Origin of the sequence: Celeribacter baekdonensis, from assembly GCF_003047105.1 — a bacterium.
In the GTDB taxonomy this organism is placed as follows: domain Bacteria; phylum Pseudomonadota; class Alphaproteobacteria; order Rhodobacterales; family Rhodobacteraceae; genus Celeribacter; species Celeribacter baekdonensis_B.
The window spans coordinates 2,816,200-2,832,595 of record NZ_CP028475.1; the positions used below are offsets into that span (position 1 = coordinate 2,816,200).

17 protein-coding genes and 1 pseudogene are annotated in these 16,396 nt (G+C 56.7%); 9 read left to right on the forward strand and 9 right to left on the reverse strand.

Going from position 1 to position 16,396, the window contains the following annotated elements:
- Positions 1–26: 26 nt before the first annotated feature.
- The 5 genes from DA792_RS17440 to DA792_RS17460 form a co-directional block, all read right to left on the reverse strand.
- A complete protein-coding gene (locus DA792_RS17440; protein ID WP_107721534.1) occupies positions 27–1,160 on the reverse strand; it encodes a murein hydrolase activator EnvC family protein in 1,134 nt (377 codons plus the stop codon).
- The gene (gene gpmI / locus DA792_RS17445) at positions 1,157–2,683 is read right to left on the reverse strand and encodes a 2,3-bisphosphoglycerate-independent phosphoglycerate mutase (protein ID WP_107721536.1); all 1,527 of its coding nucleotides are present in this window, start codon (positions 2,681–2,683) and stop codon (positions 1,157–1,159) included. The genes DA792_RS17440 and gpmI overlap by 4 nt, the downstream gene beginning before the upstream one ends.
- 103 nt (positions 2,684–2,786) lie before the next feature.
- The gene (rlmH, locus tag DA792_RS17450) at positions 2,787–3,257 is read right to left on the reverse strand and encodes a 23S rRNA (pseudouridine(1915)-N(3))-methyltransferase RlmH (protein WP_107721538.1); all 471 of its coding nucleotides are present in this window, start codon (positions 3,255–3,257) and stop codon (positions 2,787–2,789) included.
- Positions 3,257–3,646 (reverse strand): ribosome silencing factor, encoded by a 390-nt coding sequence (rsfS, locus tag DA792_RS17455; RefSeq protein ID WP_107721540.1) that lies wholly within the window; start codon positions 3,644–3,646, stop codon positions 3,257–3,259. Before rsfS ends, rlmH begins: the two co-directional genes overlap by 1 nt.
- Before the next feature lie 152 nt (positions 3,647–3,798).
- On the reverse strand, positions 3,799–5,115 hold the full coding sequence (locus DA792_RS17460) for a mechanosensitive ion channel family protein (protein WP_107721542.1): 1,317 nt from the start codon (positions 5,113–5,115) through the stop codon (positions 3,799–3,801).
- A gap of 281 nt (positions 5,116–5,396) precedes the next feature.
- Here DA792_RS17460 and leuC point away from each other — a divergent pair, with 281 nt between their 5' ends.
- The 5 genes and pseudogenes from leuC (at position 5,397) to DA792_RS17485 (ending at position 9,664) form a co-directional block, all read left to right on the forward strand.
- Positions 5,397–6,806 (forward strand): 3-isopropylmalate dehydratase large subunit, encoded by a 1,410-nt coding sequence (gene leuC / locus DA792_RS17465; protein WP_107721544.1) that lies wholly within the window; start codon positions 5,397–5,399, stop codon positions 6,804–6,806.
- Positions 6,807–6,824: 18 nt separating this feature from the next.
- A pseudogene (locus tag DA792_RS23325) lies at positions 6,825–7,106 on the forward strand (sialate O-acetylesterase); the annotation flags it as partial.
- Positions 7,034–8,362, forward strand: a complete 1,329-nt coding sequence (locus DA792_RS17475) for a sialate O-acetylesterase (RefSeq protein WP_302665960.1) — start codon at positions 7,034–7,036, stop codon at positions 8,360–8,362. The pseudogene DA792_RS23325 and the gene DA792_RS17475, both read left to right, overlap by 73 nt.
- A 14-nt stretch (positions 8,363–8,376) precedes the next feature.
- Positions 8,377–8,982, forward strand: coding sequence for a 3-isopropylmalate dehydratase small subunit (leuD, locus tag DA792_RS17480; RefSeq protein ID WP_107721549.1), 606 nt, complete (start codon positions 8,377–8,379; stop codon positions 8,980–8,982).
- 163 nt (positions 8,983–9,145) lie between these two features.
- On the forward strand, positions 9,146–9,664 hold the full coding sequence (locus DA792_RS17485; RefSeq protein ID WP_107722756.1) for an HdeD family acid-resistance protein: 519 nt from the start codon (positions 9,146–9,148) through the stop codon (positions 9,662–9,664).
- 39 nt (positions 9,665–9,703) lie between these two features.
- Here DA792_RS17485 and DA792_RS17490 read toward each other — a convergent pair whose 3' ends face one another.
- From DA792_RS17490 to DA792_RS17505, 3 genes are all read right to left on the reverse strand, one after another.
- On the reverse strand, positions 9,704–9,943 hold the full coding sequence (locus tag DA792_RS17490) for a calcium-binding protein (protein WP_107721551.1): 240 nt from the start codon (positions 9,941–9,943) through the stop codon (positions 9,704–9,706).
- Between the two features lie 288 nt (positions 9,944–10,231).
- On the reverse strand, positions 10,232–10,888 hold the full coding sequence (locus DA792_RS17500; protein ID WP_107721555.1) for a 3-oxoacid CoA-transferase subunit B: 657 nt from the start codon (positions 10,886–10,888) through the stop codon (positions 10,232–10,234).
- Between the two features lie 11 nt (positions 10,889–10,899).
- Positions 10,900–11,553 carry a CoA transferase subunit A gene (locus DA792_RS17505; RefSeq protein ID WP_107721557.1) on the reverse strand — a complete coding sequence of 218 codons (654 nt, stop codon included), beginning with the start codon at positions 11,551–11,553 and terminating at the stop codon, positions 10,900–10,902.
- Positions 11,554–11,917: 364 nt separating this feature from the next.
- Between DA792_RS17505 and DA792_RS17515 the strand changes: the two genes are divergently transcribed.
- From DA792_RS17515 to DA792_RS17530, 4 genes are all read left to right on the forward strand, one after another.
- Entirely contained in the window at positions 11,918–12,754 is an 837-nt protein-coding gene (locus tag DA792_RS17515) for a hypothetical protein (RefSeq protein ID WP_107722757.1), read from the forward strand.
- A 44-nt stretch (positions 12,755–12,798) separates the two neighbouring features.
- Positions 12,799–13,803: an endonuclease/exonuclease/phosphatase family protein gene (locus tag DA792_RS17520; protein ID WP_199908208.1), complete on the forward strand. Its 1,005-nt coding sequence runs from the start codon at positions 12,799–12,801 to the stop codon at positions 13,801–13,803.
- A gap of 58 nt (positions 13,804–13,861) precedes the next feature.
- On the forward strand, positions 13,862–14,965 hold the full coding sequence (gene leuB, locus DA792_RS17525; RefSeq protein WP_107721561.1) for a 3-isopropylmalate dehydrogenase: 1,104 nt from the start codon (positions 13,862–13,864) through the stop codon (positions 14,963–14,965).
- Between the two features lie 214 nt (positions 14,966–15,179).
- Complete coding sequence (locus DA792_RS17530) at positions 15,180–16,010, forward strand: DUF2167 domain-containing protein (RefSeq protein WP_159075316.1); 831 nt, start codon at positions 15,180–15,182, stop codon at positions 16,008–16,010.
- 32 nt (positions 16,011–16,042) lie between these two features.
- On the opposite strand, the gene DA792_RS17535 is transcribed toward DA792_RS17530, so the two are convergent.
- Entirely contained in the window at positions 16,043–16,327 is a 285-nt protein-coding gene (locus tag DA792_RS17535; protein ID WP_107721565.1) for a hypothetical protein, read from the reverse strand.
- Between the last annotated feature and the right edge of the window lie 69 nt (positions 16,328–16,396).

Consider the following 16,396-nt stretch of genomic DNA (forward strand, 5'->3'; position numbering starts at 1 on the left):
AGCCCGACCTGCGGACCCTTGATCGACTAAAGCGGTGCGTTCGCGAACCATTGTTCCGGGTTCACCGGCTTTCCGCCTTCTCTTACCTCTATATAAAGCGTCTCTGACAGACCTGCGCCAGTGCCTTGGGTGGCATTTTCCACAAAGGCATCCAAATCGGGCGCGGCTCCGCCCATCAAACCAACGGCCGTGCCTGCGGGGATCACCTCGCCAACTTCACCGTAGACCTCATCAAGCCCCGCTAAAATCAGCAATACGTCATTTCCGGGTTCAAGTATGATCACATTTCCGTAGTCCAGAAACGCGCCCTTGTAGCGGATCGTGGCGGGCCAAGGCGTTGAGACCAAGGACAGCGCCCGCGTGGCCCAAAGCCAGCCTGGACGCGTCACTCCGGCCGCATCGGGTTCTTTATAGCCGCGGATGAAAACGCCGCTGACCGGCATCGGCCATGTGCCTTTTGCCGCGTCCAGATCGGGCAGGGGGCTGATCCCATCCACCACATCCATCACCGCAAGACCGGAGGCAAAGGCCTCGAGTGTTTCCGAGCTGTCAATCAGGGTCTTTAAACGATCGGGGTCAGTGGTGAACCGGCGCGGCAGATCGGTGCGATCAGACATCGCCTGAGACAGGTCGGTGCGCGCCTGTTGCGCGTCTTTGAGGCCTCGGGCCAAGGTGTCCAGAGCCTCATCTTGCAATTCCCGCAAAATAGAGACCTCTTCAAGTTTGATCCGAAGCGCATCGGCATCCGCCTGCATCGCGGGGGTGATTGCAGACACCAACATTCCGGCCCGCGCATGACCCAAAGGTCCGGTCGGATGCACCAAGGCTTCGGGGGAGGCATCAGGTTTGAGATTGATCAAAATGCCAAGAAGTTGTGCGACCTGGCCGCTTTCATCCTGAAATTCACGGTCCAACGCGTCTTCGCGCAGGGACACTTGGCGTAGCCCCGCGCGCATCGCCTCTAACCCGTCTTCATAGGCGCGAACGACACGGGTGAGGGCCTTGACCCGATCTCCGGCGGATTGTGCCGCTTCCAGTTCAGAATGCGCCACATTGAACTGCGCCACAGCCCCTTCGGCCAGCGCAGCAGGGCTTTCTTCCTGCGCCAATGCGGTCCCGGTCAACAGGGCAAAACAAACTGCGACAGTGCCTAGCCTCATGTGACGATGAGGCTTTCACCTGTCATTTCAGCGGGCTGATCGAGCCCCATCAATTCAAGGATCGTTGGGGCCACATCCGCCAAACGCCCGCCCGACCGCAACCGTGCGCCTTCGGGGCCGCCAAACAGGATCACGGGAACCGGGTTTGTGGTATGCGCGGTGTGGGGACCGCCCGTGATCGGGTCGATCATGGTCTCGCAATTGCCGTGATCGGCGATCACCAACATCGCGCCCCCGACCTTTTCAAGCTCGGCCACAACCTTGCCCAGACCCTCATCAACGGCCTCACAGGCGGCCATTGCGGCCTCTAAAATACCCGTGTGACCGACCATGTCGGGGTTGGCAAAATTGGTGACGATCAGGTCATAGCCCTCATCAATCGCCCAGACGAATTTTTCGGCCACTTCCGGCTCGCTCATCTCGGGTTGCAAATCATAGGTCGCGACTTTCGGAGATTTCGGCATGAACCGATCCTCGCCCACCTCCGGCGTCTCTTTGCCGCCATTTAGGAAAAACGTCACATGCGGATATTTTTCGGTCTCGGCCAAACGGAATTGTTTCAACCCCTTCTTGGCGACCCATTCGCCCAGCGTGTTGATGATCTCGCTTTTGGGATAGGCGGTGGCCATATAGGCACCGTGGCTGACGGAATAGTCAACCATACCCAAGAACGCCGACAGGGTCGGGCGCGGGCCGGTGTCAAACTCGGCAAATCCCGGCTCGCCAATAGCGCGCAGGATCTCACGCGCCCGGTCGGCGCGGAAGTTGAGACAGAAAAAGCCATCGCCATCTTTGGCTCCGGCATAGTCACCAATCACCGTGGCTTTGATAAATTCATCATGCTCGCCGCGTGCATAGGAGGCGGTTACGGCGTCTTCGGCAGTGGCGGCGGTTTCAATGCCTGTGCCATTGATCATCGCGAAATAGGCCTGAGACACCCGTTCCCACCGGTTGTCGCGGTCCATCGCGTAATAGCGGCCAATGACGGTGCCGACGGATGCGCCTTTGGGTAGGCGTGCTACGAGATCAGGAATGAATGTTGCCGAAGATTGCGGCGCGACATCGCGACCATCGGTGATGGCGTGTATGATCACAGGCACGCCGTGATCGGTGATTGCCTTGGCGGCGGCCAGCGTGTGTTCGATATGACCATGGACGCCACCGTCCGAGATCACGCCCATCAGATGCGCGGTGCCGCCTGCGGCTTTGACCTTTTCAGCAAAGGCGACAATTTCGGCGTTCTTAAAGAAAGATCCGTCTTCGATGGCCAGATCAATCTGACCCAAATCCATCGCGACAACCCGGCCTGCGCCGATGTTGGTATGACCGACCTCGGAGTTGCCCATTTGCCCGCTCGGCAGGCCCACATCGGGACCAAATGTGATCAGCGTGTCATGCGGACACTCTGCCATCAGCCGATCAAAAGTTGGAGTTTTGGCCAAAACGGGGGCGTTTGCCTCGGGTGTTGGGCCAATCCCCCAGCCATCGAGAATACAAAGAACGACGGGTTTTGGTGTGGCCATGGCGGGCTTCCTTCTAAAGAGAGCAAAGCAATTGCCCCTTATCTAACGCGCCGTTGCCCTTTGTTGAACCACCCAAGGGGTCATTGCCGTAAAAATACTTGGATCATTCGCGGTGATAGGGCGATCCGGCCAGAATAGAGGCAGCGCGGTAGAGCTGTTCGGTCAACATGGCGCGCACCAGCATATGCGGCCAGACCATTTTGCCCAAAGATACGGAGAAATCCGCCTGTGCGCGCAAGGCGGGGTCAATCCCATCGGCCCCGCCAATGATAAAGGCCACATCAGAGCGCCCGGCATCGCGCCAGCCTGCTAATTTATCGGCAAAGTCGGGGGAGGAAAGGAGTTTGCCGCGCTCATCCATGGTCACGATCACTGTGCCTTTCGGCAGGGCGCGTTCCAAAAGCGCCGCTTCCGCTTTCATGCCGCCGCCCTTTTTGTCCTCAACCTCAGAGAGGGTCAAAGGCCCAAGGCCAAGCGCGCGTCCGGTGCGGTTAAACCGGGTGGTGTAATCGTCAATCAACGCCGCCTCAGGACCGGCACGTAGCCGGCCCACGGCGATGATATGAACTTTCATCAGCTCTCGGTCGGTTTGGACGTCGACGCAGCGCGGGAGTCTTCTGCCGACATCCACATTTTTTCGAGCTGGTAGAACTCGCGGACTTCGGGACGGAAAATGTGAACAATCACATCGCCAGCATCAATCAAAACCCAATCGCCCTGATCTTTGCCTTCGATGCGCGAAAACACTTCATGTTCCACTTTCAGCGCCGCAGAGAGTTTTTCGGCGGTGGCCGAAACCTGACGGGTCGAGCGACCGGAGCAAATCACCATATAATCCGCCATCTCAGACTTGCCTTGCAAGCTGATGGTGACGATGTCTTCGGCTTTGTCTTGGTCAAGAAAGTCGGTGATGAAATTCAACAATTTCTGGCCACCAAATTTTTCAGAGGCTGCGCTTGTCATGGGCATCTCCGAATGTGCAGCGTCAAGGGCTGCGGTCTGAGGTAGAGACAGGACATAGTCCTCCTATCAAAGCGCGCCGTCATGCCCCGGCGCTGGGCATATATTCAATATAACATCAGTAGAGGTAAATCTCAATGTACCCTGCGCGTCGATCAATCAACCCCTTTTGTGACAAGCTGAGAGCCCTCCAACACACGCACTTCGCGTTGTGGGAAGGGGATGGAAATGCCATTGGCTTTGAACGCATCCCACAGCGAAAGATAGACGTCGCCGCGCACATTGGTCAGCCCGCCCGTCGGGTCCGTGATCCAAAACCGCAGGATGTAATCCACTGAGTTGTCGCCAAAACCAACGATATGACAGACGGGCGGCTTGGTCGTCAGGACCCGTTTGACGGCTTTGGCGGCGTCAATTGCGATCTGGCGGACTTGGTGTGGATCGTCGCCATAAGCGGTGCCAAAATAGATGTCCAAACGCACAAAATCGTTTGTGTGTGACCAGTTGACCACCTGCCCGGTGATCAGATCTTCGTTTGGGATCAAAAATTCTTTGCCATCGCGCGTGGTGATCGAGGCATAGCGCGCGCCCAGCGTGTTGATCCAACCAAAAGTGTCCCCGAGTGAAATCACATCGCCGGGTTTGATCGACTTGTCCAACAGGATAATCACGCCAGATACGAGATTTGACACCACCTTTTGCAAACCAAAGCCAAGCCCCACGCCGATCGCACCGGACAAAACCGCAAGCCCGGTCAGGTCAAACCCGACCGCTTTCAACCCAATAAAAAACGCAGCGCCATAAAGAGACACTTGCACGCCTTTGATGATCAACTCGCGCATCGAGGGTGAAATGTCTTCGTTGCGCCGGATTCGGGTCGAGGTTTGGCGGGCGGTGATCCGAGCAAAGGTGACCAAAAGACCGGTCACCACCAAAGCTTTTAACAACGAGAGGGCGGAGAGGCGAAATGTGCCAAACTGCACCGCGATGCTGTCTAAAAACGATGCGGCCCAGTCCAGTCCGCCAAAGAAATAGAGCGTCACATAGGCCCAAAGCCCCCAACGCACGGTGCGGCGCAACGAGCGGTTGCGGACCAGTTGCACCACGAATTCCACCGCAAACCACGCCGAGACCACCCGCGCGATGATGGCAATCAAATAGGAGCGCGATGGCCATGTGATTTGGTGCATCACAAGGTAAACGGCCCAGAGGAGCAGCGCCCAAACCAATAAAGGCAGCCGCTTTTCCATCGCCAAAAGCAATCGCAATTGCCATTTTGGCCGCCCTTCTAGGCTGCGCATCCAATTGCGCATCCGGGCACTGAGAATCCGCCCGATCAAGATCGCGCCAGCGAGCGTTACAAGGGTGATGCCGATCTGATAGAGGTTCCACCGTCTGAGCAGGCCTTGGGCAAACCCAAGAATATCGCCGCCGGTTTGGTTCAAGAGCTCTGTGATCTGGGTCGGTTCCACGCGCGGTCCTTTGGTCTTTGGATCAGCTTGGCACGGAGAGCTATTGCCGCGCAAGCACGGCAAGGCACCCAACGCGTCAACTCCCTTGCGGGACTCACTGCCAACCTATATGTGAACCGCATGGAACGTATGTTTGAAATCGCTGATCGGGCCTGGTTGCCCTGGCGCTTCTTCGGAGCGATGTGCTCAGTCCTTGCCCGACTTTGATGCGGCCTGGACAGGTGTGTCCGCACGCCACCCATAATTCCTAAAATTCACTCACATATCCACGGGAGAGCGAAATGACCGCCCCGAAGACACTCTATGATAAAATCTGGGACGCCCATGTGGCCCACGAGGACGCAGATGGCACCTGTTTGTTGTACATCGACCGCCACCTCGTTCACGAAGTGACGTCGCCGCAGGCCTTTGAAGGTCTGCGCATGACGGGCCGCAAAGTGCGTGCGCCGGAAAAAACCATTGCCGTGCCGGATCACAACGTGCCGACCACCTTGGACCGCGTGTCTGGCATCATCGCCAACGAAGAGAGCCGTATCCAACTTGAGGCGCTCGACACCAACGCCAAAGAATTCGGCGTGCATTACTATCCGGTGTCGGACGTCCGTCAGGGCATCGTGCACATCGTTGGCCCGGAACAGGGCTGGACTTTGCCCGGCATGACCGTGGTGTGCGGCGACAGCCACACCGCCACCCACGGTGCGTTCGGCGCGCTGGCTCACGGGATCGGCACGTCCGAGGTCGAACATGTGTTGGCCACCCAAACGCTGATCCAGCGTAAGGGCAAAAACATGAAGGTCGAAATCACCGGCAAGTTAAAGCCCGGCGTGACCGCGAAAGACATCACCTTGGCGGTGATCGGTGAAACCGGCACCGGCGGCGGCACGGGCTATGTGATTGAGTATTGCGGCGAAGCGATCCGCGATCTGTCGATGGAAGGCCGTATGACCGTCTGTAACATGGCGATTGAGGGCGGCGCACGTGCGGGTCTGATCGCACCGGACGAGACCACATTTGACTATGTCAAAGGCCGCCCGCATGCCCCCAAAGGCGCACAGTGGGAAGCGGCTCTGAATTGGTGGAAGACGCTCTACACCGACGAAGGCGCGCATTTTGACAAGGTTGTGACGCTGAAAGGCGAAGACATTCAGCCGGTTGTGACCTGGGGCACCTCACCCGAAGACGTGCTGCCGATCTCCGCAGTCGTGCCGTCGCCCGAAGATTTCAAAGGCGGCAAGGTCGAAGCGGTCAAACGCGCGTTGGAATATATGGGCATCGAGCCGGGCCAGAAACTGACCGATATCAAAATCGACACCGTCTTTATCGGGTCTTGCACCAACGGTCGGATTGAAGATTTGCGTGCAGCCGCCGCGATCCTCAAAGGCAAAAAGGTCAAAGACGGCATGCGGGCGATGATCGTTCCGGGGTCGGGCCTTGTGCGCGCACAAGCCGAAGAAGAGGGTTTGGCCGACATCTTTATCGAAGCGGGCTTTGAATGGCGTTTGGCCGGGTGTTCCATGTGTTTGGCGATGAACCCGGATCAACTTGCGCCGGGCGAGCGCTGTGCAGCGACTTCGAACCGCAACTTTGAAGGGCGGCAAGGGCGGGGCGGACGCACCCACCTGATGTCTCCGGCCATGGCGGCGGCGGCGGCGCTCACCGGTCATCTGACCGACGTGCGCGAGATGCTCTAAACAGCTTGGGCCACGGACATGGCGCAACAGGCACCCTCTGATCTGATCTTGATGGCTGGCCAAAGCAACATGGCTGGCCACAAGGTTGGTGTGGACGATCTCGCTGACACAGAGCGGGGTCTGATCGAGGGTGCGCGGATTTGGGCTGATGGGGCTTGGGTGCCTCTGGCGGTCGATGCGGGCTATCAGAAACGGGGTTTCGGTCCCGAACTGAGCTTTGCACGGCAGTGGCAGGACCAGACCGGAGGACCGTTGTCCATCGTCAAACTGGCCAAGGGTGGATCTTACCTGTCCCGCGGCTGGTCTGCCGAGGGGCGCGGGGGCCGCTCTACCAACGTTTGGTGTCTGAGGTGCGTGCTGCAATGGCCACGGAACCAGTGCGGTTGCGGGGTTTGGTGTGGATGCAGGGCGAAAGTGATGCCTTGGATATTGAGGATGCAAAGGCCTACGCGGCGCGGTTCGAAGCCTTTGTCGCGCGCTTGCGGCAAGACCTCGGCGTGCCCGATCTGCCGATTGTCGCGGGGCTGATCTCAGCTCCGGGCGATCACGTTGATCTGGTGCGCGACACAACAGCGTCCGCCGCCTTGACCGCGTTCAAAACGGTAGAAACCCGCGATCTCGCGCATCGTCCCGACGGCATTCATCTGACGGACTCTGGGCTTGCGGCACTGGGTCAACGCTGTGCCGATGCGTTGTCTTCATTTGAGGACACCGCATTGATCCGGCAATGGCTTTGGAACAGCGGCCAGTATCACGCTTGGTATGAGGGCGAGACTCTCACGCCGAAAGGTGTTGTGATCTCGCTGCCTCATGCGGTGGCCGACAATGGCTTTGCTGAATCGGGCTTTGGTCAAAGGTTTTTCCGCAAACGCGGGACGCCTGTGGTTTATGTCCGGGCGCGGATGTCCAATTGGTTTCAGGATGATGAGGTCTTTGACGTGGCCAAGGCGATCCGTGCCTTTATCCCCAAAGAGACCAAAGTCGTCACCTACGGGGCCTCAATGGGTGCTTATGGTGGGCTTTTATTGTCAGGGGCTTTGGCTGCGGATCGGGTTCTGGCCGTGGCACCGCAATATTCCATCGACCGGGCGATTGTGCCTTGGGAAAAACGGTGGAGCAAAGCGGCGAAACGGATCGACGGGTTTGTGCATCGGATGGAGGACCATGTATCTCCTACGGCGCAAAAGCTTGTGTTTTATGATCCGCTCAATGCCGATCGCAACCAAATCGCCCTGTTTGACACTGATGATACATGGTCCCTGATCAAAATCCCGCTGGCTTCGCATCAAGTGGCACAGCGGCTTTTGGACAGCAAATCTCTGTCGCTTTTGTTCAACGGCCTGTTCGACGACGGCCCGCCCGTGAATGACATCCGCAAAGCCGCGCGCGCGCGGCGGCGTGACAGCAAAATATACTGGCTGACCCTGGCCAACAAAAGCGCCGAGCGCCGCCCGGGTCTTGCTCTTTATGCCATTGACCGTTGCCTTGAGGTCGGTGGCCCCAAATGGAAACTCAAAAAATTGCGCGAGACATTGTCCGCGCGTGAAACGACCTGAAAGGATTCGTGGACATGGAAAAATTTGAAAAGATCACGGGCATCGCGGCACCTATGCCACTTGTAAATATCGACACCGATATGATCATTCCCAAAAACTTTCTCAAAACGATCAAGCGCTCTGGTCTGGGTGTGAACCTGTTCGATGAGATGCGCTATGACGATGACCGCAACGAAATCCCCGATTTCGTGCTCAACAAACCGCAATATCGTGAGGCTCAGGTCATCGTTGCGGGCGACAACTTTGGTTGTGGTTCCTCGCGCGAACATGCGCCGTGGGCCTTGGCGGATTTTGGCATCAAATGCATCATCTCGACCTCTTTCGCCGACATTTTTTACAACAACTCTTTTAAAAACGGCATCCTCCCGATTGTGATGCCACAAGAGGTTGTGGATGTGTTGATGTCTGATGCCGAAAAAGGCGCAAATGCACGGATGACCGTCGATCTCGAAGCCCAGACCGTGACCACCTCGGACGGCCAAGAGTTCCCGTTTGAAGTGGATGCGTTCAAAAAGCATTGCTTGTTGGAAGGGCTCGATGACATCGGCCTGACCATGGCGAATGTCAAAGACATCGACGCCTATGAGACCAAAATGGAACAAGAGCGTCCTTGGGTCTAAGCGCGACTTCAGCACCATCACGACAGATGTGAAGCGGCGGCCCATTGGGTCGCCGTTTTAATTTTACGCTGAGTGTTTATATCTAAAGCGTCACGCCATTAACCTGAGACAGGGGAAAGGCGTGACGCTTTAAGCTCAGATCCGCAATCCGATGGAGGACGTCATGATCAATTGGAAAACTTGGGTCGGCATCGGCGCTTTGACCTTTCTGTTCGGCGTTTTGGCGCTGGGCAATGCCGTGGTTGCCTCACTGGCCATCACGATCCTTCTCGGCACGCTGTTTGCCGTCACCGGAGCCGCGCAACTTTGGGCCGGATTTTCCGCCGAGGCCGGTGGGCACCGCATTTTTAGCCTGCTTTGGGGGCTGATCAGCCTGATGATCGGGGTCAGTTTTATCGCCAATCCGGTCGAAGGCACCCTGTCTTTGACCATGGTGGTCATGGCCTTTCTTATGGCGTCCGGCGTGATCCGGTTGGTGATGTCATGGCAGATGCGACAGACGCGGTTCTTCTGGGCGATGCTTTTGTCGGGCGCTGTGACGGTCCTGTTGGCGGGTTATATCTTTGCCAATTTTGCCGCCGTGTCGCTGTCGCTTTTGGGGATTTTGCTTGGCATCGAGCTTTTGGTGAATGGCGCGGGTCTTATCGGGTTTGGATTGTTCCTGCGCAGCCATCGTTCCTGACGAAACGGCGGCCCCTGTGAGCCGCCGTTCCCAGAGTGCTTATTCCATCGGGGGAAGCAGACCTTCGTTTTGTGCCGCAGCCAGTTCTTCAATGGACACTTCCCCACTCTCATCAGCGTCGATTGCTGCGAAAGTGTCTTCCATCATGTTGGGATAGGCCATCACCATTTCCTTCATGGAGTAGGTGCCGTTTTTGTCAGTATCCACCAGAGACGACTGCGCGAAAGCCGGGGCTGCACACAGAGTCAGCGCACCAAAAGTCAAAGCCATACGTTTCATGTCATGTGTCCTTTCATTGTGTGGCACCCGCGTTACGTTTGCGGGCAAATTGAAACGGTTTTGAACCGCTGCCCTGAGAGATACGTTTGTGGGGAAAGGATGCAACAGCTTCAAACTATTGAAATATTTTTGCGCGCAAGCTTGCCATGGCCACGCAAGATGCCGCGCATTTTTCGGCAATTTTTAGCAAATAGGCGGCGTTTGAAGCCTGAAATCGGCAAGGAGATGCCAGCATGAGAAAGGGGGCAAAAGCCCCCTTGATAAATCGACCAAACCTCCAGTCCACCCTCAACACCCCACATGCATTTCCGGCACATCGGCGTCGTAAATGAGTCTGGCCTCCGTCATCGCGAGGATCGCCTCAAGCGTCACGTTTGGCGCGCGTTCAATCAGATGCAGCCCGTCGTCTTCGGGTTTGAACACGCCAAGCTCGGTGACGATCAAATCGACCCGACGCTGTGAGGTCAGTGGCAGGGTGCATTCCCGCACGATTTTGGCTTTGCCTTTGGCCCGGTGTTGCATCGCAATGATCACCTTTTTCGCACCCGTGACCAAATCCATCGCTCCGCCCATTCCGGGCGTGTACTGGCCGGGGATGGTCCAGTTGGCAAGATGCCCGGCCTCATCGACCTGAAGCGCGCCAAGCACCGTCAAATCAAGATGCCCGCCCCGGATCAGACCAAAGGAAAAGGCGGAATCAATCGTCGATGCGCCGGGCACAAAGGACACGAATGTGCCACCCGCATCGGTGAGGTGGCGGTCGCTCATGCCTTCGGGCGGGCGATGGCCCATCCCGACCGCACCATTTTCGGCCTGAAAAAACACGCCCATATCTTCGTCGAGATAATCAGACACAAGCGTGGGGATGCCGATGCCAAGGTTCACCAATGTGTTGGGCTTAATCTCCTGCGCCACGCGGCGGGCGATAAGGGCTTTGGGGTCCATGATATGCCTCCTTATGACGTAGACCTGATGACGTGATCGACGAGAATGCCGGGGGTCTTGACCGCATCGGGCGGGATCACCCCCACAGGGACGATCTCTTCGGGTTCGCAAATCACGGTGCGGCCCGCGAGCGCCATAATTGGGTTAAAATTGGTCGCGGTCAGCATATAGGACAGGTTGCCGACGTAGTCGCAGGAGCGCGCAGCGATCAGTGCAAAATCAGCAGAGAGAGGCGTCTCAAGCAAATAGTCTTTGCCTTCAAGAGTGACGATCTGTTTGCCCTCGGCCACCAATGTCCCAACGCCTGTCGGTGTCAAAATACCGCCAAGACCCACGCCTGCCGCGCGGATGCGTTCAACCAACGTGCCCTGCGGCACCAATTCCACCTCCAACTCACCTGAGGCGTATTGTGCCTGAACGATGGTGTTCAGTCCCATATGGCTACAAATCAGTTTTTTGACGCAGTGCGCGGCAAACAACGGCCCCGGCCCGGTGGTGTCCCGCGCCGTGTCATTTGAAATCAGGGTCAGGTCTTTTTTGCCAGCCTCGGCCAAGGCGCGCACGATCCCATCGGGGACGCCCACACCCATAAATCCAGACAGCATCACAGAGGCTCCATCCGGGATCAGATCGACCGCGTCATGAAGCGATATGGCAAGGTGCATGGCTCTCCTCCCTCCCTTTCCATTTCAGACACGCATGAAATCACGGATTCGCGAGTATTTCCATGCGCTCGGTCAACGTCGCGCAATAGACCAAGGGTGCGAAAAGACGTCTGAGCATGAACACAGCATATTGTATCGTCTTTGCTTGCGCCCCATAGGGCGGCTCAAAATGATGTAAAATCGCACCGCTTTGTCCACGAAACGGCCCCAATTGCCCCATTAACCTTAACCATTCCTTGCTGGATCAAATGAAAGAAGGCAAAAGTTGGGCAAGATTGAGGCAGTCGGCCATATTTGGCAGGATCAAAATGGGAAAAGAGAGCGGCATCGTATCGCACTCGACCAGTTTGAAGGGAAATGGGCAGTGATATATCGCATCCTAGGAGCGATTGTGCGCGCGGTGTTGGTGGTCATACTGATCACAACGCCGTCTATTTTGTTGCCAAACGTGTCCGCTGATGGCGCACAGGTCGTCGCGCTTGTGGCGCTGTTCGGCGCGGCTCTGACGTTTTTCGAATATGTTTCCGCCTATCCGGGCCTTGTCGAATTTCGCGATGCGCCGCCGTTCAATCGCGTGCGGTTTGGCTCTCTGTTTCTCACCGTTCTGTTGCTGACCCTCATTTTTCGCGGAACATCCGAACCGACAATTGCCACCGACTTCGTGACCTCGGTTGGCGCGTTGATCGGCTATGTGCTCGACTTCCCGTATTCTCCTGTACGGCTGATGTTGCTTGCCTTGCCGGATGGCGCGTCCTTGGGCGAGATTGAGATGATGCGCGAAGCTGCGGGCTTGAGCTATCTCATCTCCTTGGTTGCGCTGTCGGTCTTTATGATCCTTTTGCGACTGGGTCATTGGCCCTCTAAATCTGGCTCTTTTAACGTCTGGATCAACCTGCCCACCTTCGATCCCACCGCCGGTGGTGACGTGATTGCGCGCCTTAAACGTGACGCTCGGATCAATATTGTGATCGGCTTTCTGTTGCCTTTCGTGATCCCAGCCGTGATACAGTCGGCCTCAAATCTGTTCGGTGGTTTGAGTTTCACCAACGACCAATCCCTGATCTGGACCGTGGCCGCATGGGCGTTTTTGCCATCCTCTTTGTTCATGCGCGGCATCGCCATGGGGCGTGTGGCGTCGATGATTGCCGAGAAGCGGCGTCAGACCTACGCGCAGGCCGATTTCGACCATCAATTGGTGTGATCTGTCGCCTTTTCCTTGCCCTGTGCTGTGTGGTTTGGCCCTTTGTGGGACAGGCGCAAGATCGGTTGCGTGTGGCAACATGGACCGTTGAATTGACGCGCAACGGGCCGGGGGTTTTGCTGCGTGACATCCTAAAAGGCGATGACGTCCAAATTCTTGCGGCCCAATCCCACATCAAAGCCCTGTCTCCAGATGTCCTGCTGCTCGTCGGATTTGACACTGACCTTGATGGCCACGCTTTGGCGCAATTCGCCCGCGATCTCGATTATCCGTATCTTTTCACCCGCTCCGGCAATTCCGGCCGATCAACGGGTATCGACATGGACAAAGACGGGCGATTTGGTGAACCGGAAGATGCACAGTCTTATGGCGAATTCACCGGGCAGGGCGGCATCGCATTTTTGTCGCGTTTGCCGATTGATGTCGATGGTATCCGCGATTTTTCCGAAATGCTGTGGCGGGATCTACCGCGCGCGCGCCTTCCTGAGGGCTATTTTCAGCCCAAAGATTTGGACGTTGTGCGCCTCTCTTCTCATGCCCATTGGGACATTCCCGTGCTTTGGAATGGTGCGCCGTTGCATCTCTTCACCTATGCCGCCACCTCGCCGGTGTTTGATGGTGACGAAGATCGCAACGGACGCCGCAACGCCGACGAAACCCGGTTTTGGCAATTGTATCTCGATGGTGCGCTGGCCTTGCCACCACCCGCTGCGCCCTTTGTGATCCTTGGGGATAGCAATCTTGATCCTTCCGATGGTGATGGGCTGCGGGTGGATATGGTGGCGCTGCTGTCCGATCCACGCCTACAAGACCCCAAACCGCGCTCTGATTTTGGCGCTGAGATCGCCAATCCCGATCATCTGGGTGATCCGGCCCTGGACACCGCCAACTGGACCGATCCGGTGCCGGGCAATTTGCGGGTCGATTATGTGCTGCCGTCCAAAGAGCTGGCCGTCATGGATGCGGGGGTGGCGTGGCCTCCCGTGGACGGTTTGGAAACCCCGTTTCGCCATGGGCTTGTCTGGGTTGATCTTGCGCGGATTCCTTGACGTAAGCGCGGCGGTCCGTTACGCCGGGTCGACTTTAAAAATAAGGACTTGATGCGACATGAGCACGCCCTCTCTCCTCATTCTGCCCGGCGATGGTATTGGCCCCGAAGTGATGGCCGAAGTCGTCAAAATCATTGATTGGTACGGCGACAAGCGTGGCCTGAACTTTGATGTCTCGATGGACCTCGTGGGGGGCGCTGCCTATGACAAACATGGCGTGCCTTTGGCCGATGAAACCATGGCAAAGGCCCACGAGGTTGATGCCGTTTTGTTGGGTGCCGTGGGTGGTCCGAAATACGATGTGCTTGATTTCTCGGTGAAACCCGAACGCGGGTTGTTGCGGTTGCGCAAGGAATTGGACCTGTTTGCAAACCTGCGCCCGGCGCAGTGTTTCGACGCGCTGGCCGATTTCTCTTCGCTGAAAAAAGACATCGTTGCCGGTCTCGACATCATGATCGTGCGCGAATTGACCTCGGGCATCTATTTCGGCGAGCCGCGTGGCATCATCACCGAGGGCAACGAGCGCGTCGGCATCAACACCCAGCGCTACACCGAATCTGAAATCCGTCGCGTCGCGATTGCGGCTTTTGAATTGGCGATGAAGCGCGGCAAGAAACTGTGCTCGATGGAAAAAGCCAACGTCATGGAATCGGGCATTCTCTGGCGCGAAGTCGTCGAAGAGGTGGCCAAAGATTACCCCGAGGTTGCGGTCAGCCACATGTACGCCGACAATGGCGCGATGCAGTTGGTGCGGGCGCCGAAACAGTTCGACGTCATCGTGACAGATAACTTGTTTGGCGACATCCTGTCCGATTGCGCGGCGATGCTCACCGGCTCTCTTGGCATGTTGCCCTCCGCCTCCTTGGGCGCTCCGATGGCCAATGGCCGCCCGCGCGCCATGTACGAACCGGTGCACGGCTCCGCGCCGGACATCGCCGGTCAAGGCAAAGCCAACCCGATCGCCTGCATCCTCTCCTTCGCCATGGCGCTGCGCTATTCCTTTGATGAGGGCGTTGAGGCCACGCGCTTGGAAGCTGCGATTGAAAAAGTACTGGCCGATGGCGTGCGCACGGCCGATCTTTTGGGGGAAGAGGGCGCAACGCCTGTGACCACCTCTGAGATGGGCGACAAGATCATCGAAGCACTGAACGCGTCGCTTTAAGCGCTCAAAACGCTGACGGAGAGGGCGCCCATGTGGCGCCCTTTTTTGTGAAAATGGCCACTCTTTGGCTATGAATTTGAGAATCTCATGTTAGCTTTGCGCCCGAGATCAAATTTTTGTGAGATATATTGTGGGATATTTAAAACGCATTTCCGCTCTCTGTGGCATCCTTTTTCTGTCTTGTTCGATGGCGCAAGCCAAGTCACTTGAAGAGATGTTCCCTCTGATTGAGTTCGATGGCCTGACCCAAGAGCAACAGGACTGGTTGGCGCTGCAAAAGGGGCTGGATTACCAAACGGGCACCATCACGCTACCCGGTTCGCAAGCCGTTTTGGAATTGGGGGACGCGTATTACTACTTCAGTCCAGAAGACACAAAATATGTGCTTGAGGAGCTTTGGGGCAATCCACCGCGCGACCTGTCCTTGGGGATGGTGTTCCCGGCGGAGGACCTGCCTCTGGAATGGGACGCGTGGGGCATGTTGCTCAACTATGACCCGATCGGGTTTGTCTCTGACGAAGATGCGGCCTCTTACAATTACGATGAGTTGCTGAGCGATATGCAAAAGGATACGCTTGCCGCCAACAAGGAGCGAGAAGAGCTTGGCTACGGTACGGTCGATCTTGTCGGTTGGGCCGAGCCGCCGCATTACGACGCCGAAAGCAAAAAGCTCTATTGGGCGAGAGAATTGTCCTTTGATGGGGTCGAGGATCATACCGTCAATTACGACATTCGCGCCCTTGGGCGCAAAGGCGTGTTGGTCATGTCGGTGATCGGGTCGATGGATCAAATCGACAGTATCAAAGCGGCGGCACCTGATCTGATTGCTATGACCCATTTCACGGTTGGCCAGCGCTACGTCGATTTTGATCCCTCCCTCGACACGGTTGCCGCGATTGGGATCGGCGGTTTGATCGCCGGTAAAGTGGCGGCAAAAGCGGGCTTTTTGGCCGTCGCACTTGTGTTTTTGAAAAAGGGCTGGGTGCTTTTGTTCATCGGCTTTGCGGCGCTCAAGAACAAGATCTTCAAACGGAAATCATCGTGAGGTGAGGTGCGCAAAGCGGTACCAGAAGCGGTTTAATCAAACAGATCAAACACATCCTCAGCTGCATCAAACAACCGATGCGCGATGGATTTTTGTTTTTTCTTTTTCTTCTTTTTGGGCACGCGCTCAGGAGAAGGTCGCTTTTTTCCGCTGACAATAAACGGGTCTTCGACATGATCCGTGCGCAGCGCCTTGAGCCGCGATAAGGGCGCGCCGCAGGCTTTACATTGCAATTCATGACGGGCACCCTGTCCGAAAGACAGCACGGTTTTCGAGCCGCAGTAACAACAGGTTGCCGATTTATGTGTGCGATACATCGGCCTCATGTGGGGGCGGTGTATGGTCGTGACAAGGGATGCGCCCTTGTGTGTTTTGAAATCTGGCCT